General features: G+C 66.7%; 16 protein-coding genes. 4 read left to right on the top strand and 12 right to left on the bottom strand.

The window, feature by feature from the left end; translation table 11 throughout:
* The first annotated feature begins 19 nt into the window (after positions 1-19).
* Both LSQ66_RS22465 and LSQ66_RS22460 read left to right on the top strand, forming a co-directional pair.
* The gene (locus LSQ66_RS22465) at positions 20-607 is read left to right on the top strand and encodes a papain-like cysteine protease family protein (RefSeq protein WP_231767387.1); all 588 of its coding nucleotides are present in this window, start codon (positions 20-22) and stop codon (positions 605-607) included.
* Positions 604-1257, top strand: coding sequence for a hypothetical protein (locus LSQ66_RS22460; protein WP_231767386.1), 654 nt, complete (start codon positions 604-606; stop codon positions 1255-1257). Before LSQ66_RS22465 ends, LSQ66_RS22460 begins: the two co-directional genes overlap by 4 nt.
* 19 nt (positions 1258-1276) lie before the next feature.
* On the opposite strand, the gene LSQ66_RS22455 is transcribed toward LSQ66_RS22460, so the two are convergent.
* The 4 genes from LSQ66_RS22455 to LSQ66_RS22440 form a co-directional block, all read right to left on the bottom strand.
* Entirely contained in the window at positions 1277-2164 is an 888-nt protein-coding gene (locus tag LSQ66_RS22455) for a YihY/virulence factor BrkB family protein (protein ID WP_231767385.1), read from the bottom strand.
* Positions 2165-2213: 49 nt separating this feature from the next.
* Complete coding sequence (locus tag LSQ66_RS22450) at positions 2214-3242, bottom strand: S66 peptidase family protein (protein WP_231767384.1); 1029 nt, start codon at positions 3240-3242, stop codon at positions 2214-2216.
* Positions 3243-3268: 26 nt separating this feature from the next.
* A complete protein-coding gene (locus LSQ66_RS22445) occupies positions 3269-6013 on the bottom strand; it encodes a TonB-dependent receptor (protein WP_231767383.1) in 2745 nt (914 codons plus the stop codon).
* A gap of 156 nt (positions 6014-6169) precedes the next feature.
* The gene (locus tag LSQ66_RS22440) at positions 6170-7984 is read right to left on the bottom strand and encodes an ABC transporter substrate-binding protein (RefSeq protein ID WP_231767382.1); all 1815 of its coding nucleotides are present in this window, start codon (positions 7982-7984) and stop codon (positions 6170-6172) included.
* 188 nt (positions 7985-8172) lie between these two features.
* Between LSQ66_RS22440 and LSQ66_RS22435 the strand changes: the two genes are divergently transcribed.
* On the top strand, positions 8173-9411 hold the full coding sequence (locus tag LSQ66_RS22435) for a nucleoside recognition domain-containing protein (protein ID WP_231767381.1): 1239 nt from the start codon (positions 8173-8175) through the stop codon (positions 9409-9411).
* A gap of 9 nt (positions 9412-9420) precedes the next feature.
* Positions 9421-11076, top strand: coding sequence for a D-alanyl-D-alanine carboxypeptidase/D-alanyl-D-alanine-endopeptidase (locus LSQ66_RS22430; protein WP_231767380.1), 1656 nt, complete (start codon positions 9421-9423; stop codon positions 11074-11076).
* A gap of 17 nt (positions 11077-11093) precedes the next feature.
* On the opposite strand, the gene LSQ66_RS22425 is transcribed toward LSQ66_RS22430, so the two are convergent.
* The 8 genes from LSQ66_RS22425 to LSQ66_RS22390 all read right to left on the bottom strand — a co-directional run bounded on the left by LSQ66_RS22425 (position 11094) and on the right by LSQ66_RS22390 (position 19126).
* Entirely contained in the window at positions 11094-11705 is a 612-nt protein-coding gene (locus LSQ66_RS22425; protein ID WP_231767379.1) for a M15 family metallopeptidase, read from the bottom strand.
* A complete protein-coding gene (locus LSQ66_RS22420; protein ID WP_231767378.1) occupies positions 11702-12607 on the bottom strand; it encodes a LysR family transcriptional regulator in 906 nt (301 codons plus the stop codon). The genes LSQ66_RS22425 and LSQ66_RS22420 overlap by 4 nt, the downstream gene beginning before the upstream one ends.
* Positions 12608-12694: 87 nt before the next feature.
* Complete coding sequence (locus LSQ66_RS22415) at positions 12695-13525, bottom strand: N-acetylmuramoyl-L-alanine amidase (protein WP_231767377.1); 831 nt, start codon at positions 13523-13525, stop codon at positions 12695-12697.
* A 22-nt stretch (positions 13526-13547) separates the two neighbouring features.
* On the bottom strand, positions 13548-14459 hold the full coding sequence (locus tag LSQ66_RS22410) for an N-acetylglucosamine kinase (protein ID WP_231767376.1): 912 nt from the start codon (positions 14457-14459) through the stop codon (positions 13548-13550).
* A gap of 9 nt (positions 14460-14468) precedes the next feature.
* The gene (locus tag LSQ66_RS22405) at positions 14469-16064 is read right to left on the bottom strand and encodes a glycoside hydrolase family 10 protein (protein WP_307730234.1); all 1596 of its coding nucleotides are present in this window, start codon (positions 16062-16064) and stop codon (positions 14469-14471) included.
* A gap of 16 nt (positions 16065-16080) precedes the next feature.
* Positions 16081-17346, bottom strand: a complete 1266-nt coding sequence (locus tag LSQ66_RS22400) for an MFS transporter (protein ID WP_231767375.1) — start codon at positions 17344-17346, stop codon at positions 16081-16083.
* A gap of 44 nt (positions 17347-17390) precedes the next feature.
* Positions 17391-18287 (bottom strand): N-acetylmuramic acid 6-phosphate etherase, encoded by an 897-nt coding sequence (murQ, locus tag LSQ66_RS22395; protein ID WP_269449184.1) that lies wholly within the window; start codon positions 18285-18287, stop codon positions 17391-17393.
* A gap of 98 nt (positions 18288-18385) precedes the next feature.
* Positions 18386-19126: a GntR family transcriptional regulator gene (locus tag LSQ66_RS22390; RefSeq protein WP_231767373.1), complete on the bottom strand. Its 741-nt coding sequence runs from the start codon at positions 19124-19126 to the stop codon at positions 18386-18388.
* Between the last annotated feature and the right edge of the window lie 102 nt (positions 19127-19228).

The raw sequence follows: 19228 nt of genomic DNA, 5'->3' as shown, positions 1-19228 counted from the left end.
CACTGAGGAGGACTACGGCATGAAACTCATCCCCTTCCTGTGCGGACTGCCCCTTGCCGGGCTGCTCTCCGCCTGTTGCAATCCGCCCCTGGTGGCCACGGTCGACGTGCCCACGCTGCCCCAGCAGGCCTCCAACTGGTGCTGGGCCGCCAGCGGACAGATGACGATGCGCTACCTCGGCCACGACGTGGCCCAGTGCACCCAGGCCAACAACCGCTTCGGCCTGTCCGGCTGCTGCAACAACAACGGCGGCAGCTGCAACAACGGCGGCTGGCCGGAGTACGAGAAATACGGCTTCACCGCCGACCAGACTTCGGACACGGCCCTGACCTGGGCCCAGGTGCGCAGCCAGATCTACTGCCGCAAGAAGCCCGTGGCCTTCAGCTGGCACTGGCCCGGCGGGGGCGGCCACATGATGGTGCTCAAGGGCTACCTCACCGTCGGCAATGTGCAGTACGTGGACATCAACGACCCGCTGCCGCACACCAACCTGCAGACCCTGTCGGGCGGCACGGAGAGCGTGATCACCTACAGCCACTATGTCAGCCAGGCGGGCCACCACACCCACTGGAACGATTACTACAACATCACCTACGGGGGGCAATGATGCGCACTCTAACCAACGCCTGCGTGATCGCCGCCGCCTGCATGCTGGGCGCCTGCCACAGCATGCCTTCGCGGCACGGCGACTCCGGCTCGGCCAGCCAGCCGCAGCCTTCCGCCACCGGGGCGGCAGCGGCGGAGGCGGGGCTGAAGACCCTGGCCGCCATCGTCAACGACAGCAACTTCGCCCGCCTGGGCTTCAATTCGCGCGAGGAGGTGCAGCGCGCGAAACTGGGCGCGCCCATGGCGATCTACCACGTGCGGCTGGACGCCCTGCGCGCCATGCCGGTGGAAGGCAGCCCCGACCTGCTGACCAATGTCCAGCGCACCCTCTACCCGGTGGAAGTGGGCGAACGGGTGGCCTGCGCCGTCTTCGTGACCCAGGCCGGCGACGGCTACCGCGCCACGGACATGGGCAATGCGGCCGTGGCGCGCGCCCTCACCCGCTACCGCCGCGGCGCCGGCGACTTCGTGGTGAAGGTGCCCGCCCTGCAGGCCTATTTCGTGGGCCGGCGCGAGGAAGGCAAACTGATGCTCACGCCGGTGCTGGAGGACAACCGCGTGGACTGGAAGCCGGGCGTGGCCCTGCCGGCCGACCGGGTCATCCACCAGCTGCAGAAACTGGCCGAAGGCTATAACGGGCTGCCGCAATAAGCCTGGCGGCGCGGGGCGCTCACTGCGCCTGCGCCGCTTCCGTCTCTTGCACCACCCGCTCGTATTCCGAGATCACCTGGGCGCCGAAGAGCAGCAGCGTGGCGCCGATTTCCAGGCTGAACATCACGACGATGGCCGTGGTCATGGAGCCGTAGACCACGTTCACCTGCGACAGGGTGGAGAAGTACCACACCAGCACGTGGCGCACGATCTCCCACAGCACGGCCGCCGTGGCCCCGCCGATCAGGGCATGCTGCCAGGACAGGCGGCCCACCGGCATCACCATGTAGATCGAGCTCAGCAGCAGCACCTCGCCCGCCAGGCCCAGCATGTAGAGCAGGGCGCCGGACAGGCCGTGCAGCGACCAGGCATAGCCGAACAGGCGCACGCTCTCGGCGCCGATCACCTGCAGGCTGCCCGCCACCAGGGTCATGACCAGGGCGCCGATGCCCAGGCAGAGGATGTAGCAGTAGGGCAGGATGGCCGAGATCAGGTAGTGGCGGCGGCGCAGCTCTATCCGGTGCAGGAAGATGACGGACATCGCATTCTCCAGCACGGTAAACGCCAGGGAGCTGAAGAAGAGCATGGTGAGCACGAGGAACCAGCCCACCAGCTCGCGGTGTTCGAGGAAGTGGGCCACCTCCTCCACGATGGCGCGCGACTGGCCCGGCACCAGCCATTCCAGGTAGTGGCCGATGGTGGAGAGCAGCTCGTCCGGCGCGATGACGTGGGACAGCGCCACCACCACCAGCATCAGCAGGGGCACGATGGACAGCAGCGAATAGTAGGCGACGGCGCCGGCCAGCAGCAGGCCCTGGTTGGCGCGGAAACCTTTCAGGCATTGCAGGGCGAAGCCCAGCGGATGGCCGAGCACCTGGGCCACGGCCTTGCGGTTGAGTATCGGCATGGGGCCATTCTAGCGGCGCCGCGCGGCAGGCGACGCCCGGCAGAAGGGCTCAGCTGACGGCCGTTTCCAGCAGGGTAAGGGTCTGGCGTTCCGTGTCCAGGGTGGCGCGGATACCCATGGGCAGGGTGAACTGGTTGCGGATGTGGCCGAAGGAATAGCCCGTCACGGCCGGAATCGCCAGGGGCCGCAGGTGCTGGTCCGTGGTCTCGTCCAGGGTGAGGGAGATGTCGCCCTCGGCCGGGCCGCATTTCTCGAAGATGCCCAGCATCACGGCCGCCGCCTGGCTGAAGGGGCGGTTCATGTCCAGCTGCATCATCATGCGGTCCACGCGGTAGGGCGCCTCGTTCACTTCCTCCAGGAAGAGGATGCAGTCCCTGTAGTCGGCCGCGTACGGCGTGCCCGCCAGGGCCGACACGAGGCAGAGGTTGCCGCCCATCAGGCGGCCCGTGGCCACGCCCGGCACCACGGTGCGCATGGCGTACTCGGGCGACTCCTCGGCCTTGCGGCTGTTCTCCAGGGCCATGGGGATGACATAGCCTTCCTCCGGCCGCATGAGCACATTGAACAGGTGCGTCATGGAATAGTCGGACGGCGTGGACACGGCCACCGGGCCGTGGAAGGTCACCAGGCCCACGTGGCGGTGGATGGCCAGGTGCAGGGCCGTGATGTCGGAATAGCCGACCAGGATCTTGGGATTCTTGCGGATCAGGCCGTAATCCAGGTGGGGCAGGAGCTGCATGGCGCCCGAGCCGCCGCGGATGGCCCAGATGGCCTTCACCTCGGGATCGGCGAACATGCCGTGGAAATCGTCCAGGCGCTGCTGCCACACCCCGGCGTAGTTGCCGAACACAGCCTCCAGGTTGCGGCCCAGCTTCACCTTGAAGCCCAGGGCTTCGATATTGCGCACGGCCTTCTCGATGGAAGGCGCGTCGGTATGTCCTGCGGGCGCGATCAGGCCCACCGTGTCGCCTGCCTGGAGGCGGGGCGGTTTGATCAGTGCCGGGGAAGAGTGCATGGATTTCTTGCGTCGAGGCGCCGCTGCCGCCGGCAGGGCGGCAGCGGCCAGGGAGGCCGCCATCAGGCGGCCAAAACTGCGCCGGCTAATCAGAAGAACTTGTACTTCAGATTGAAGGACAGCGAACGGCCGCGCGGGTCGGCAACACGGGGATCCCAGCCTGCGCCCACCACTTCGTCCACGTTGTGGGCGGTGAATGGCGGATCGGTGTCGAACAGGTTCTGGATGCCCACCGTCAGGGTGGTGTTCTTGAAGCCCGTGTAGGTCACCGAAGCGTCGTACTTGGTGTAGTGGTGCACGCGCGGATCGAAGCCGGCCGGCGGGGTGCCCTTGCCGCCGTTCGGCAGCTGGTCGTTGTAGCCGGAGGCGTAGCGCTGGGTCAGCAGCGTGCTCCAGTTGCCCTTGGCCACGGTCACCGTCATATTGTGCTTCCAGCGCAGGTAGACGTCGCGGGTGTTGAACATGCTCACCTGCTCCTTGTACGGCTGGCCTTCAAATTCGGCGAACTTGAAGCTGTCCATATAGGTGCCGTCCATGGTCGCCACCACCTTGTAGCCCTGCACCTTGACGTCGTAGCGCAGGCCCAGGTCCACGCCGCGGGTCTTCAGGCCGGCCGCATTGATCCAGCCCGCTTCCACGTAGTCGATGGTGCCGTCCGCCTTGCGGATGATCTGGTCCTGCAGGTACTGCCAGTTGTTCAGCACGGTCTGCGGGGTGCGGTTCAGGATACGATCCTTGATGTTGATCGCCCACCAGTCCACGGAAGCCGAGAAGCCGGTGAAGGGCTCGAACACCACGCCCAGGGTGCCCTGCTTGGAGGTCTCGGGCTTCAGGTTCGGGTTGCCGCCGGTACGGTAGTTCAGGCGCGGAATGGACCAGCGTTCCGGATGGGTCGGGTCCTTGGCCTTCAGTTCCTGGTCGGTCACGCCGTTCGGCAGTTCCTGCGACAGGCGGCCCGCGTAGGCCTGGTAGAAGCTCGGCGCCAGGAAGCCTTCGTTGGCCGAGCCGCGGAACAGCAGGTTCTGGGTCGGCTGGTAGCGGAAGGCCACTTTCGGGTTGGTGGTGGCGCCGATCAGGCTGTAGTTGTCGCGGCGGATGGCCAGCTGCACTTCCAGGTCCTTGAGCACGGGCACCAGGGCTTCGGCGTAGACGGCGCGCACGTAGCGGGTGGCTTCGGGGAAGGGAGCGTTGCCCGGCGAGAGCAGGATCTTGGTGGCGTCCACGTCCTGGCCGAAGGAATAGGTTTCCTTGCGCAGGTCGAAGCCCGCGGCCATGGACACGGCGCCGGCCGGCAGCTTGAACACTTCGCCCGAGATCGAGCCGTCCAGCTGGGTCATGGTGGTGCGGCCGTGCTGGAAGGCGCCGATGTACTTGGAGGCGTTGATCGCGTCCATCGCCGCCTGGGTCTGGGTCTGGCCCGGGGCCAGCCATGGGTTCACGATGCCGCTGCCCAGCACGGCGTACATCTTGTCGTTCCAGGCGTAGCCGTTGACCAGGTCGGTCTGGGTGGTGCTGGTGGACTTGGACAGGCCCACCTTGTAGTCATACTTGCCCAGCAGGGTGCCCTCGGCGGCCACCAGCCCGCGCCAGCTCTCCGTCACGTTGTTCTGCGTACGGTTGCCCCACGGCGTCATGCGCCATTTGTAGATGATGGGCTTGGTCTTGTCGTAGGTCGGGATATAGGCCGACAGGTCCTGGTAGTAAGGGCCGTTCACCGGATAGGCATTGCCGTTGGCCAGGCTGGTGGAGATCTGGACCGGGGTCAGCTCGGCAGTGGCCTCGGTGCGCGAACCCAGCAGCTCAACGTAGACGCGGTGGTCGTCGTTGATCTTGAAGGTGCCGCGCGAGACCGCATTGGTGCGCTCGACCGGGTAGCTCATCACATAGTCGCCGCCGTAGTCGTAGGCGCAGGAATACTTGGTGCGCACGGGCGCCGTGATGTCCTTCCACAGGTCGGTGGCGTACTGGGACATGCCCGGAATGGTGTCGCACTTGCCTTGCAGGCTCAGCAGGCCAGCCTGCAGGTAGGTGGTGCTGTCGCCCGGCATCTTGAAGCCGGTGCCCAGGGCGGTGCCCGCGCCGGTCAGGATGTTGGCGTAGGGGGTGCCGGTGGTATCCGGGGACAGGCCGCGCAGGGGCTGGTAGCCGTTGGCGAAGTCGCGCTGCGTGGAGGAGAGCTTGTCGTTGTTGTCATGCGTGACGCTGGCCATGATGTTCCAGCCGTCGGTTTCGACATTGCCCAGGCCGCCCAGCAGGGACGCGCGGCGCTGCATGCCGCCGCCCGCTTCCGTGCCGTTCAGGGTGGCGGCCGCTTCCAGGCCCGTGTAATTGGTCTTCAGGATGAAGTTGACCACGCCGCCGATGGCGTCCGTACCGTAGATTGCCGAGGCGCCGTCCTTCAGGATCTCGACGCGCTGGATGGCGCCCAGGGGAATGGAGTTCAGGTCCACCGCCTTGCCGGAAGCGCCGTGGTTGCCCAGGCGGCGGCCGTTCAGCAGCACCAGGGTGGCGTTCGGGCCGAGGCCGCGCAGGGACGCAAACGATGCACCGCCGGACACGCGGTCGGCGTCGGCGCCGAAGACGTTGTTACCGGAGGTCATGTTGTCGGCGCCGGTGCCGTTGGCGGCGATCATGCGCATCAGCGATTCGGTGTCGGTCACGCCCGACTTCTCGATGGTATCGAAAGTGAGCACCTGCACCGGCAGGGCGCCTTCCTTGGCGACGCGCTTGATGCTCGAACCGGTGATTTCGACGCGTTGGATGGCTTCCTGCGCAACGGCAGGGGCTACTACACCAATCAGCGCAATCAGTTGCGCCAGCTTTTTAAGCTTCACGGGGACTCTCCCTTAAATTTGTGTGTCCGGATGGCCAGGCGCAATGTCCTTGCATTGCTTTTATCTGTCGGGTCAGGTTAGCGCGATGCAAATCTCGCCAGCCAATGAAAATTGCAGGCCAGGCCATAACCTTTAGGAATAAAGTTATGATTTTTTCTAGCGGCTTATTTTAGCGGCGCCTGAACGCGCCTCGGGATCGATGTCGAGATATCGCCAGTTCGTCAGTTCCACAGGGTGGCGTATGTAGTTTTTTAGCCACGATTGACGGATATCCGCCGAGATTGGATGGGTCAAAGGCACCCAGGGGTTATATGCGTGCAACAACTGCGCCATTTCATGATAGAGCTTGCTGCGTTCGGGCCCGTCGCTCAGCAGCCTGGCTTGTTCATACCTCTGGTTAAACTCGGGCAGGTTGAAGCGTGAATAATTTGCCCTTCCAGCGTTGCCGCCATACAACAATTGGTAAAAATTGTCGCCGTCCGGGAAATCGGCGATCCAGTTGGTTTCGAACATCATCACCTTGCCCAGGCGGGAAGCCTTGATGATTTCCGTCTTCTTGTCCGTTTTGAACGTCACCCGCAGGCCGATGGCGTTCAGGTTCTTGCGCCACAGTTCGTCGCGCAGGCGGCCCACCATGGTGGGCTCGCTGTGCATGACCAGGGTCAGGGGGCGGCCGTCGGGCAGGCTGCGGAAGCCGTCGCTGCCCGTCTTGTAGCCGAAACGGTCCAGCAGGGCGCGCGCCAGGGCGGGATCATAGGCGATAGGGCTGCGGTAGGCCGGGTCGTAGCCCAGCACATTGGGCGGCAGGGGGGACTGGGCGGGAATGGCCAGGCCCTTCTTCAGCAGGGCCACGTCCTCCGGACCGTTATAGCCTAAAGCTATGGCCCGGCGCAGGGCCACCTTCTCCTTGCTGTAGCCGCCGATGACGGGGTCCTCCATGTTCATCCACATGTAGTAGGTCTGCAGCACGGGGAAGGGGTAGAGCACCATGCCCTTCGCCGCCAGCTCCGGCCGCAGGGCGGGCCTGGCGGCCGCCGGGTCCAGCACCATTTCGCGCATGGACTCGGGCAGCTGCTCGATATAGTCGAATTCCCCGTTCAGGAATCCCAGCACCCGCGACTGGTATTCCTCCATGATCTTCACCTCCACCTTGTCCACCAGGGGCAGGCGGCGGCCCTCCAGGGCCTGGGCGATGGGGCGGCTGGCGGGCGCCACGTCCGCTCCGGCGTGGAAGCGCAGGTGGTAGTCGGGGTTGGCGGCCAGGGTGATCTTGTCGGTGCGCTTCCATTCGCCCATGCGGAAGGGACCGCTGCCGATGGGGTGGTTGCCCAGCTGGCTGCCATAGGCTTCGGCCGCCTCCCGCGCCACGGCGCCCGTCGCGGGCAGGGCCATGTAGAAGGGCAGGCTGGGGTCGGGCTGTTTCAGGCGCAGGCGAAGGGTGTACTTGTCCACCACCTGGATGCCGGGGATCTCGGTGGCATAGCTGAACTTGCCCTTGCGGTAGGCTTCGTCCCCCAGCAGCTTGTCCTCGAAAAGGAAGAGCCAGGGCGACTTCAGGGCCGGGTCGTAGAGGCGCTTGATGCTGTAGGCATAGTCGGCGGCCGTGACCTCGCGCCGCTTGCCCTGGAAGACGGGGTCGGGCGCGAAGAGCATGCCGGGCTTGAGCTGGAAGGTCCAGGTGGTGCCCGCCGCGTCCACCGTGGGCAGGGCGCGCGCGGCGTTGGCCTGCAGCTTCACGGGCCGGGCCAGGTAGTCGTAGCGCAGCAGGGGATCGAAGAGGTTTTCGAGCAGGCTCAGGCTGGCCAGGTCGGAGGCGACGGCCGGGTCCAGGCCGGTTTCGCCCGTGGACAGCAGGGCGTGCAGCACCTTCTCCCCGCCCGCCGGACTGGCGGACTGGGCGGTTACGGACGGCGCGCCGCCCAGCATGGCCAGCGCCGCGGCGCAGGCGGCCAGTTTCCAGAATCTCTTCATGTCTGCGTTTCCTCAGGTTGCGGGGTGAGCATAAAGCACGGCGCCGGAGCCCGGCAATGAATTCCGCCGCGGCGCTCATAACTTTTTCACATGGACGACCCGCATTCTTTCATCCGGACGGACCGGGCTGGGCCTATACTTTCGCTGCAAAATTGCTCTTCCACACAAGTCTCAGGGAATTCGCGCGCATGTCACTCACATATATCTGGTCCGGCTTCTTCCTGGTCGGCTTCGCGGCTGCGGTGGCGCAGTGGCTCTTCCTGGGCGATACGGAAATCTTCAAGAAGGTCATCGACGGCACCTTCGAGACCGCGCGCATGGGCGTGATGGATATCGCCCTGCCTCTGGCCGGCGTGATGACCCTGTGGCTGGGCATCATGAACATCGGCGAGAAGGCGGGCGCCATCAACTGGCTGGCCAGGATCATCGCCCCCTTCTTCTCGCGCATCTTCCCCGAAGTGCCGAAGGAGCACCCGGCCACCGGGCACATGGTGATGAACTTCTCGGCCAACCTGCTGGGCCTGGACAACGCCGCCACGCCCTTCGGCCTGAAGGCCATGGAAAGCCTGCAGACGCTCAATCCCAACAAGGAGGAGCCCACCAACGCCCAGATCATGTTCCTGGTGCTGCACACCTCGGGCCTGACCCTGATTCCGCTGGCGATCATGGCCCAGCGCTCCATCATGGGCGCGGCCGATCCTTCGGACATCTTCATTCCCTGCATGATCGCCACCTACGTGGCCACCATCACCGGCATCATCGCCGTGTCGATCCGCCAGCGCATCAACCTCTTCGACCGCGTGCTGCTGGGCTGGATGGGCGGCATGACGGCCGCCATCGTGGGCGTGATCTGGTATTTCACCCAGGTGCTGAGCAAGGAGGAGATCCAGGTGGTCTCCAAGGTGGTCAGCAACGCCATCCTCATGGGGGTGATCACCATCTTCCTGGTGGGGGCGCTGCGCAAGCGCGTGAACGTCTACGACGCCTTCATCGAAGGGGCGAAGGGCGGCATCCAGACCTCGATCACCGTCATCCCCTATCTCGTGGGCATGCTGGTGGCGATCAGCGTGATCCGCAACGCGGGCGTGTTCGGCTTCGTGGTGGACGGCTTCACCTGGATCTTCAGCGCCCTGGGCATGAACACCGATTTCGTGTCCGCCCTGCCCACCGCCCTGATGAAACCGCTGAGCGGCAGCGGCGCCAAGGCCATGATGATCGACACCATGAAAACCTACGGTCCGGATTCCTTCGTCGGCCGCCTGGCCTGCATCTTCAACGGTTCGGCCGACACCACTTTCTACATCGTGGCCCTGTATTTCGGCTCGGTAGGCATCCGCCGCACGCGCTATGCGATATCCTGTGGCCTGATTGCCGACCTCGCCGGTGTGATCACCGCCATCGGGGTGGCCTATGTATTCTTCGGATAAGGAGTTGTCATGAAGCTGCGCCGCCTCGTTCTCGCCACCCTGCTCGCCGCCTGCGGCCTGGCCCAGGCCACGCTGCCCGAGCCGGTGGCCCGCCTCGCGGCGGCGGGCGGCATTCCGGAGGAAGCGATCGGCGTGCTGGTGCTGCGCGGCGACACGGTGCTGGTCTCGAACTATCCCGACCAGCCGCGCTCGCCTGCCTCCACCATGAAGCTGGTCACCACCATCGTCGGGCTGGAAGAGCTCGGCCCCGTTTTCCGCGGTCGCACCGAACTGCGCAGCAACGGCGACATCGTGAACGGCGTGCTGAAGGGCGACCTGATCCTGCGCGGCGGCGCGGACGCCGACTTCAACGAGGACGCCTTCGTGCACATGCTGGAAAAGCTGCGCATGCTGGGCGTCAAGCGCATCGCGGGCGACCTGGTGCTGGACCGCCAGCTGTGGCAGCCCTCCCGGCTCGACCTGGGCGTGGCGCCTTTCGACGAGGCGCCCGAGGCCTACTACAACGTGATCCCGGACGCACTGCTGCTGAACATGAACATGCTGCGCGTGGAGATCACCTCGGACGACAAGACCCTGCGCTTCAACCACCTGCCTGCGCTGGAGAAAGTCTCGATCCAGTCCGACATGACCCTGACCGACGGCGACTGCGCCAAATGGGAAGACGGCTGGAAAGTGCCTGACTATTCGCGCAAGGGCGACCGCATCGTGGTGCAGCTGCACGGCACCTTCCCGCGCCACTGCAAGAAGAGCACCAGCATCAACGTGATCGACCGCCAGGAGTACACGGCGCGCATGTTCCGCAGCATTTGGACGCGCCTGGGCGGCAGCTTCGGCGGCAAGGTGCGCGATGTGGGCCTGGCCGAGCACACGGCCTGGGTCGAACGCGCGGCCAGCGCGCAGGCTGCGGCCTCGGCGCCCGCCGCAGCCGTCACCGCCGATTCGAATGCCCTGCCTGCCGTGACCGTGGCGGCAGGCCTAACGCCGGACGGCACGCGCCTGCTGGTGGAACACGTCTCGCGCGCCCTGCCCGAAATCGTACGCGACACCAACAAGCCTTCGGACAATGCGCTGGCGCGCACCATCTACCTCAGCCTGGGCAGCCTGCAGACCGATCCCGTGCTGGGCAGCCGTCCCCTGCCCGCCGCCACGCAGATGGCCTCATTGGCCGCGGCCCAGGGCGGCGCTGCGCCGGGCGGCGGAGATACGGCGGCGAACGCCGTCCCGTCCTCGACCTCCGCGCTGGCGGAGCAGGTGGTGCGCAACTGGATGCGCCGCCACGGCATCGACGACACGGGCCTGGTGCTGGACAACGGCTCGGGCCTCTCGCGCACCGAGCGGATCAAGCCGGTGCAGATGGCGGGCCTGCTGAAGGCGGCGCAGAAATCGCTGTGGGCGCCGGAGTTCCAGGCCAGCCTGCCCATCGTGGGCGTGGACGGAACCATGCGGCGGCGCCTGAAGGAAAGCGTGGCCGCCTCGCGCGCCCGCATCAAGACGGGCACCTTGTGGGATGTGGTGGCGGTGGCGGGCTACGTGCCGGATGCTGACGGCAACCAGTGCATCGTGGTGGCGATGGTCAACCACGAGAACGCAGGCAAGGGCATCGGCCGCGGCATCGCCGACGCCCTGATCGACTGGGTCGCCCACTCCAGCGCAACGATCCAGTAAGCGCGGGCACCCGCGGATCAGAGGACGCGGGTGTAGCGGGCGCGGACCTGGACGCGGTCGCCGCAGTCGAAGTGCCACCACTCGCTGTTGATGCCGACGAAACCCGCGTGCGACATGGCGTCGCGCAGCAGCTGGCGGTTGGCGACCTGCTGCGCCGTGAGCTCGCCGCGCGCCAGCAGTTCCTTTTCCAGCGCCGGATGCGAGCGCTCTGTGAGGTCGTCGAAGCCCGTTCCCATGTCCAGCTCGCGCCCTTCGGGATCGAGAATGGTGATGTCCAGCGCCATGCCGAAGGAGTGGATGGAGCCCTTGGCGGGATCGGCCAGGTACATCAGCAAGTCCGTGCCCTGCAGCGCCTCCCACAGCTGTTCCTGCACGCGGTGGGGACGCAGCGCATCGAGGATGAGGAAGGAGTAGCCCGGCTTGCGCTCGGCCAGCCAGGCCACTGCCCGCTCCAGCGCGGCCGCCGCGTCGCGGTGCAGCCAGGCGCAGTCCAGAGGGGAATACAGGTCGCGGCCGACGAAATTGTCCGGCGTGGCATAGCGCAGGTCGACGCCGATACCGGCAATGCCGCTCAGGTGCCGGTAGTCGGGACTGTCCGGCACCTCTTCGCTGCGGATAGTGCGGTTCATGCCAGCCCTTTCTCCAGGCAGGCCCTGGCCGCCGAGCCGATGCAGTCCGCCAGCTGGCGGGCGCCGTGCGACAGGGGCGAATGCCCGGCCGTGAGGAGATAAAGCTGGATGGGAATGGCCGGTTCCAGCGGGCGCCGCTGCACGCGCTGCGGCAGGGCCGAGGCGGCCGTGAAGGGATCGACCACGGCCATGCCGCCGCCCGCCTCCACCAGGGAGCGGGCGATCTGGTAGGTCTGCACCACGGTGCGGAAGACGGGGTGGATGCCCTGGGCTTCGCAGGCGGCCACCACCAGCTCGCCCAGCGGGTCGTTGTCGGTGTAGCCGATCAGCTCGCCGCTCAGGCCTTCCGCCGACAGGGGCTTGCCCAGCTCGTCGTCGCGCCAGGTGCCGACGGGCGCCATCACCGTCATCAGGCCCTGGGCCAGGGGTTCGGCCACGATGCCGGGGTGGCGCGGGTCCTGCAGCGAGAGCGCGAGGTCGGCCTCGCCCAGGCGCAGGGTGTTGACGATTTCGCTCGTGTGGTGGGTGGCCAGCTCGCAGCGGGTATTCGGGAAATCCTTGCGCCAGGCCGACATGGCCTGGGGCAGCACGCTGATGGCCACGGTGGGCGTGGACACGAGGCGGATGGTTTCGACCGCTCGCCCCTTCAGGCTGGCCGCCAGGCGGCGGATGCCCTGCAGGTCGCGGTTCAGCTTTTCCGTTTCCGCAAAGAGGCGGTGCGCCTCCGGCTTGGGATACAGCTTGCCGCGCACGCGCTCGAAGAGCGGCATGCCGAGCTGCAGCTCGCAGTGCTGCAGCACCTTGGTCACCGCCGGTTGCGAGATGTGCAAGACCTGGGCGGCGCCGCTGATGGTGCCGACCTGCATGATGGCGTGGAAGACTTCAATATGGCGCAGGCGCATCGCTAGTTCCTCATCCGGGACGCCGCAGGGAGCCCGCGGCAACAGGCAGAATAGGGGAAAGCCGCCAGCCGTGCAATGGCGAAACGATCATGGTTTCGACGGCAGCGCGGCCGCGGGCGCCGCGGGCTTGGGCGGCGCCGTCAGCACGTCCAGGATGGCCGCCGATTCCGCATCCGGCACGCCGTCCCAGTTCGACTGGCGGTACTTGGTCTGGAAGGCCACCAGCACATTGTGGGTGGCGCGGTCGATCACGCCCGTCTGCGGCACGGCATAGCCGTGCTGGGCCAGCTTCTGCTGGAACCAGGCCGCATCCGGCAGCTGGGTCTCGAACTTCGCGCGGGCCGCGGCCACGGCGGCCGCGTCGGGCCACTGGATCAGGCCGGCGTCCGCCAGCTGCTTCCAGGGGAAGAGGGGGCCGGGGTCCTGCTTGCGCTGGGGCGCAATGTCGGAGTGGCCGAGAATGTTCTCCGGCGCCACCTTGTGGCGCGCCACCAGGTCCTTCAGCAGGGGAATCAGCTGGTCCATCTGCGCCTGCGGGAAGGGATAGTAGGTGCGCTTGCCGTCCGGCGTTTCCGTGAAGCCCGGATTGACGATCTCGATGCCGATGGAGCTGTTGTTCAGGTTGGTGTACGACTTCCAGCTGCTCACGCCGGCATGCCAGGCCGAATTCTTCTCGTCCACCAGGCCGTAGAGCTTGGGCTGGGCCTGGTCGGTGAGCAGGTAGTGGGCGCTGACTTCCTTCTCCGTCAGCAGCATGATCGAGCGCGGCAGGTCGGACACCGTGTAGTGGATTACGATAAAGCGCACACGGCTGTTCTGGCCCTTGGCCACGAGGGAATGATCGATCACCGGGCCGCTTGGCACGGTGGCGCAGCCGCTCAGGATGCCGATGAGGGAAGCGAGCAGGAGTTTTTTCATGGACATCTCTTCTCAGTAGGATTCAGTTGCTCAGCCGGGCCGCCATGCGCGCCGCGGCCGCGTGGGGCCGTGCCGTCTTCTGCCGCAGGTCCAGCCCCTCGGCCAGCTCGGACCGCATGGTGTCCGCGATCAGCGGATGCAGTTCGGCCGCCCGGCCCGCGAGCACGATGGGCCGCGGCCCGAAGCGCGACACCAGGGCCATGGCCAGCCGCGCCAGTTCGCGCCCGGCCTGCTGCAGAATGGTGCGCGCCGCCGGATCGGCCTCGGCGCTGCGCGCGACCGCCAGCGCCAGCTGGCCGATCTCGCCGCGCTCGCGAGTATAGATGAAGCTGCGGGAGAAGGACCAGTCGTCGCCGCCCACGTGCTCGAACACGGCATGGGCCATGGGCGATTCGCGCCAGGCGCCGGGCGCCTCGTCCTCGCGGCGCCAGATGCGGCGCAGGGCTTCGCGCGCGATCCAGAAGCCGCCGCCCGCATCGTCCAGCACCACGCCCCGGCCGCCCGCGCGGTGGAAGACGCCGTCGCCGTCGATGAAGGCGGCAATCGAGCCCGTGCCCGCATAGACGAGGTAGCCCTCGCCGTAGTCGAAGCTGTCCAGGTAGGCGATCTCGATATCGTTGCAGATGGCGATGGCGGCGGCGTCCACGCCCAGGAGCTCCACCAGCCAGCCCACCAGCAGCTGGCTCTCGCCGCCGAAGCCCGTGAGCCCGGCGCAGATGCGGCGCGGGCGGCCGTGCACCAGCACCTGCTGCGCCAGTTCGGTGAAGGTGGCGCGCAGGCGCTCGCGCCCTGCGGCGCTGGCCAGCTGCAGGGCCGAGGAACCGGCCACGGCGCCTTCGGCCAGCACCGTGCCGTCCGGCCGGGCCAGGGCCCAGCGGGTCTGCGTGCCTCCGGCGTCGATGCCGAGGCCCAGGTGGCGGGCGGTGTCGCTCATGCTGCTGCCTTACAGTTTTGCGCTGGCGCGCGGGCTTTCGTTGCCGAGGCGGTCCACGGCGGTGATGACCACTTCGCGGGCGGGCACCCCGGCATCGTCCGCCAGGATGATCTCGCTGCGCGCGGCGGGAGCGACGGTGAAGCGCCACTCCTGGCCATAGCGCGCCCACACGGCGTACTGTACCGCGTTCTTCACGGGCGGCACGCTCACGGTCAGGCCGCCGCTGCCGCGCTTGAGCGAGGGAGCGGGCGCGGCCGGCGCGTCGCTGCCCAGCCACGGCGTGGCGGGAACCAGGGCCGCGCTCGGATACTTCGTGGCGGCCAGGCGGGCGCCGAAGCCCTTGCGCTCCTGCATCAGGGAGACCATGCTGAAGTGCACATGGCCGTTCACGTCCGGGCGCTGGCGCATGAGGTCGATCTGCTGCTCGATCTCGTTGGGGCCGAAGGCTTTCGGGCTGCCGTCCTCGGTGCGGCTGGTAAACAGGCCGGGCCACAGGTGGCGGCCCTTCGGGTTCTGCGTGCGCCAGTAATCCATCAGCACGGGGAAGGACTGGGTCTGCATGGCGATCGGCCAGTAGAGCTGGGGCACGAAGTAGTCCAGCCAGCCCTTTTCCAGCCACAGCTCGGCGTCCGCGTACAGCTTGTCGTACTGGCTGAAACCGCTGATGCCGGGCGGGCGGCGGTCGGGGCGGCCGATGCCGAAGGGGCTGACGCCGAAGCGCACCCAGCTCTTTTCCCGGTGTACCTTGGTGTAGATGGCCTCGATCAGGCGGTCCACGTTCTGGCGGCGCCAGGATGCGCGGTCCAGCTTGCCGCCGCCCTGCACATAGCGCTGCCAGGGCCCCTGGTCGGGGAAGTCGAGTTCGGCCTGTGCCGTGGCCCCATCCAGCGCGGCTCTCTCACCGCCACTGGCGGTCGGCGCCGGAATCGGGTAGGGATAGAAGTAGTCGTCGATGTGCACGCCGTCCACGTCGTAGCGGCGCACCACGTCCAGGATCACGTCCAGGGTCTGCTGGGAGGCCGCGTCCTCGGCCGGGTCCATCCACAGGTATTGGCCGTACTGGCGCACGAGCTGGGGCTTGGCCACGGAGATATGGTCGCGCGAGGCGGAGGACTTGGCGCTCTGGTGGCGCGCGCGGTAGGGGTTGAACCAGGCGTGCAGCTCCATGCCGCGCGCGTGGGCCTGGGTGATCCAGAACTGCAGCGGATCGTAGGCGGGCGAAGGCGCCTGGCCTTGCTGGCCCGTGAGGTATTCGCTCCAGGGTTCGATCTTCGACGGGTAGATGGCGTCCGCGCTGGTGCGCACCTGGAGCACGATGGCGTTCAGGTTCATGGCCTTGGCGCGGTCCAGGATGGCGATGGCCTCTTCCTGCTGCCTGGCCGTGCTCAGGCCCGGCTTGCTCGGCCAGTCGATATTGGTCACCACGGAGACCCAGGCGGCGCGGAACTCGCGCGGCGCGGCGGGCGGCTGGTCGCCCGTGTAATGAGGCTGCGTGTCGGCCGGGCCGGATGGCGCGGGAGTGGTCGAGCAGGCGCCGAGGAAGGCCGCCATCACTGCGGCGGCGCCTGCGCTCAGGACCAGCCGTTTTTTCGCGTTGAAAGCCACGAATGTCTCCGTATCGTTATTTGCGGCCGAAGGCCGGGTCGATCTTCACCAGGGCCGTGACCGCGAAGGCCGGAATGGTCGAGAGGCAGGCCCAGATGAAGAAGTTGTGATACCCCAGGTATTCCTGGATGGCGCCGCTCGCCATCTGCGGCAGCATCATGCCCATGGCCATGAAGCCGGTGCAGATGGCGTAGTGGGCCGTCTTGTGCGGGCCGTCCGCCACCATGATCATGAACATCAGGTAGGAGGTGAAGCCCAGGCCGTAGCCGAACTGCTCCACCGCGATCATGGCCGACACCAGCAGCAGGTCCTGCGGCTGGTAGGCCGAGAGGTAGATGAAGACCAGGTCCGGCAGGTGCACGGCGAAGGTGAGGGGCCACAGGCAGCGCTTGAGGCCGAAGCGCGCGATCAGCACGCCGCCCAGCAGGCCGCCCAGGGTCAGGGCGATGACGCCCACCGTGCCGTAGGCCACGCCCAGCTGGGTATTGTCCAGGCCCAGGCCGCCTTTCTCGACGGGGTCGAGCAGGAAGGGCACGGCCATCTTGAGCAGCTGGGATTCGCCCAGGCGGAACAGCAGCAGGAAGGCGAGGATGACGGCGATGCCGTCGCGGCGGAAGAAGGAGCCGAAGGTGCCGAAAAATTCCTCGAAGGGATTGCCCTGCAGGCGGGCCTGCACGTCGGCGGCCGGTTTCGGCAGCACGAAGAAGTGGTAGGCGCAAAGCAGCACGAAGAGGGCGCCCAGCAGGCCGAAGACCACGGCCCAGGCCAGGTGGGGGTCGCCGGTGCGCTTGATGAGCACGCCCGCCAGGGCCACGGCGCCGCCCTGGCCCGCGATATTGGCCAGGCGGTAGAAGGTGCTGCGCACGCCCACATAGGCCGCCTGCTCCTTCTGGCTCATGCTCAGCATGTAGAAGCCGTCGGCCGCGATGTCGTGGGTGGCGGAGGCGAAGGCCATCAGCCAGAGGATCGCCAGGCTCAGCTGGAAGAATCCGGGCAGGTGGGTGGTGAAGGCCACCAGCGCCAGCGCCACGCCCACCACGCCCTGCAGGACCACGGTCCACAGGCGCTTGGTGCCGAACATCTCGACGATGGGCGACCACAGGGGCTTGATCACCCAGGGCAGGTAAAGCCAGGAAGTATAGAAGGCGATGTCGAAGTTGGAGATGCCGGCATTCTTGTACATCACCACCGACAGGGCCAGCACGGCGAAGTAGGGAATGCCCTGGCCGAAGTAGAGCGTCGGGATCCAGGCCCAGGGATTACGGCGTTGCGCTTGTTCCATCACATCCTTTGTCTTGTCGAGGGGCCCGAGGATGCGCGGCGGCCTCAGGCCGTCAGTGCGCCGCGGACGCTGCCCCGGGCTTGTGCCAGCAGGGTCTCCGCCTGCTGCACCGTCGTCTTTCTCAGCAGTGCGACGACTGCCACTTTCACATGATAACCGCACTGCTCCAGAGTATTGCGCGCTTCTTCCTCGCTGGCGCCGGTGGCATGCACGGTCAGGCGCACGGTGCGGGCGAAGAGCTTGGCGTTGGTAGGCTTGAGGTCCACCATCAGGTTGCCGTACACCTTGTGCAGGCGCACCATGATGGCGCTGGAGATGGTATTGAGCACGATCTTCTGCGAAGTGCCCGCCTTCAGGCGGGTACTGCCGGAAATGACTTCGCTGCCCGTGTCCAGGGTGATGCCGATTTCGGCTTCCGCGGCGACCGGAGCGTCAGGATTGTTGGCGATGCCGATGGTCAGCGCCCCGGCGGCGCGGGCCGCATGCAGGGCGCCCAGCACGTAGGGAGTGCCGCCCGAGGCCGCCAGCAGGAAGACGACATCGTTTGCGCCGGGCTTCAGGCCCTGCAGGTCGGCTGCGCCCTGCCCGCGGTCGTCCTCAGCGCCTTCCACCGCCTGGAACATGGCGGATTCGCCGCCGGCCAGCAGGGCCAGGGCACGCTCGTGCGGCCAGGAGAAGGTGGGATAGAGCTCGACGCTGTCCAGGACACCGAGCCGTCCCGAGGTGCCGGCGCCCACATAGATCAGGCGTCCGCCCGCCTCGATGCGCGGCACGGCGGCCGTGATGGCGGCGGCGATGCGCGGGGTGGCGTCGCGCACGGCCTGCACGGCGTTGAACTGGTCATCGACAAAGGCGGTGACGAGTTCGGTGACGGGGTATTGGTCGAGCAGCGCGTGCTGCGTGCTCGGGGTTTCTGTTTTCAGCATCGCCAATCTTGATATTCTGGATACGACCAAACCAGTGTAATACCAAATCTGGCCGAGGGCCCATGAAAGGAAGGCGCGCGGGCATTCCGTAAAGTTATGTTGCTGACCGAAGGTCAGGCGCCGCGGCGCATCTCGGCGACGAAGTCGTAGTGGTCGCTGCGGCAGTAGGAGTGCGTGAGCTCCACCGCCTCGCCGCTTTCCAGGTAGGCGATGCGGGTAATGAAGAGAACGGCCTGGCCTTCCGGCACGTCGAGCTGGCGGGCCAGCTCGGCCGAGGCATTCATGGCGCGGATATGCTGCAGGGCGCGCGCGGGCACCTTGCCCGAGGCTTCCAGGAATTTGTAGAGCGAGTCGCCGATCTCTTCCGGCCGCGGCACCACCGAAAACGGCAGCACGCTGACCTCGTAGGCCATCACCATCTCGTCCGCCAGGCGCAGGCGTTCGAGGCGGGCCACCTTGCTGTTGGGCGAAAGGCCCAGGCTCAGCTGCTCTTCCGTACCTGCCGTGACGACGGCGCGCTTGAGCCAGCGCGAGCTGGGCTGGTAGCCCCGCTGCTGCAGCTGCTCGGAAAAGCTGGAGAGGTTGGAGAGAGGCTGCTCGATGCGCGGGGCAATATAGTTGCCTGAGCCTCGGCGGCGCACCACCAGGCCCTGCTCGACCAGCTGGTCGATGGCCTTGCGGGCCGTGACGCGCGAAACATTGAGCTGTTCCGACAGCGTGCGCTCAGACGGCAGGGCCTGATCGACCTGGTACCGTCCGGTACGCACGTCGTCGATCAATTTCCGCGCTATCTGCATGTACAGCGGCGAATTATCGCTAACTTCGCTGCTGGGCTCCACGCTGTTATGGCTCATTCCCATCCTCCTATCATGCACAGTGTAATAGGGATGAAGAATCCGCGCTGCGGCCCGCCTACATGAAAAGTTGCTGGGAAGGCATAACGTAGGGCTATGCGA

The organism is Massilia endophytica (assembly GCF_021165955.1).
Classification (GTDB): domain Bacteria; phylum Pseudomonadota; class Gammaproteobacteria; order Burkholderiales; family Burkholderiaceae_D; genus Rugamonas; species Rugamonas endophytica.
This window is presented reverse-complemented; position numbering and strand designations above follow the sequence as displayed.

Bases quoted from the DNA above. Each gene is read 5' to 3' on its own strand.
- LSQ66_RS22410 (WP_231767376.1), bottom strand. From the start codon at position 14,459: ATGAGCGACACCGCCCGCCACCTGGGCCTCGGCATCGACGCCGGAGGC.
- LSQ66_RS22390 (WP_231767373.1), bottom strand. From the start codon at position 19,126: ATGAGCCATAACAGCGTGGAGCCCAGCAGCGAAGTTAGCGATAATTCG.
- LSQ66_RS22455 (WP_231767385.1), bottom strand. From the start codon at position 2,164: ATGCCGATACTCAACCGCAAGGCCGTGGCCCAGGTGCTCGGCCATCCG.
- LSQ66_RS22460 (WP_231767386.1), top strand. From the start codon at position 604: ATGATGCGCACTCTAACCAACGCCTGCGTGATCGCCGCCGCCTGCATG.
- LSQ66_RS22430 (WP_231767380.1), top strand. From the start codon at position 9,421: ATGAAGCTGCGCCGCCTCGTTCTCGCCACCCTGCTCGCCGCCTGCGGC.
- LSQ66_RS22425 (WP_231767379.1), bottom strand. From the start codon at position 11,705: ATGAACCGCACTATCCGCAGCGAAGAGGTGCCGGACAGTCCCGACTAC.
- LSQ66_RS22400 (WP_231767375.1), bottom strand. From the start codon at position 17,346: ATGGAACAAGCGCAACGCCGTAATCCCTGGGCCTGGATCCCGACGCTC.
- LSQ66_RS22435 (WP_231767381.1), top strand. From the start codon at position 8,173: ATGTCACTCACATATATCTGGTCCGGCTTCTTCCTGGTCGGCTTCGCG.
- LSQ66_RS22450 (WP_231767384.1), bottom strand. From the start codon at position 3,242: ATGGCGGCCTCCCTGGCCGCTGCCGCCCTGCCGGCGGCAGCGGCGCCT.
- LSQ66_RS22420 (WP_231767378.1), bottom strand. From the start codon at position 12,607: ATGCGCCTGCGCCATATTGAAGTCTTCCACGCCATCATGCAGGTCGGC.
- LSQ66_RS22440 (WP_231767382.1), bottom strand. From the start codon at position 7,984: ATGAAGAGATTCTGGAAACTGGCCGCCTGCGCCGCGGCGCTGGCCATG.
- LSQ66_RS22465 (WP_231767387.1), top strand. From the start codon at position 20: ATGAAACTCATCCCCTTCCTGTGCGGACTGCCCCTTGCCGGGCTGCTC.
- LSQ66_RS22415 (WP_231767377.1), bottom strand. From the start codon at position 13,525: ATGAAAAAACTCCTGCTCGCTTCCCTCATCGGCATCCTGAGCGGCTGC.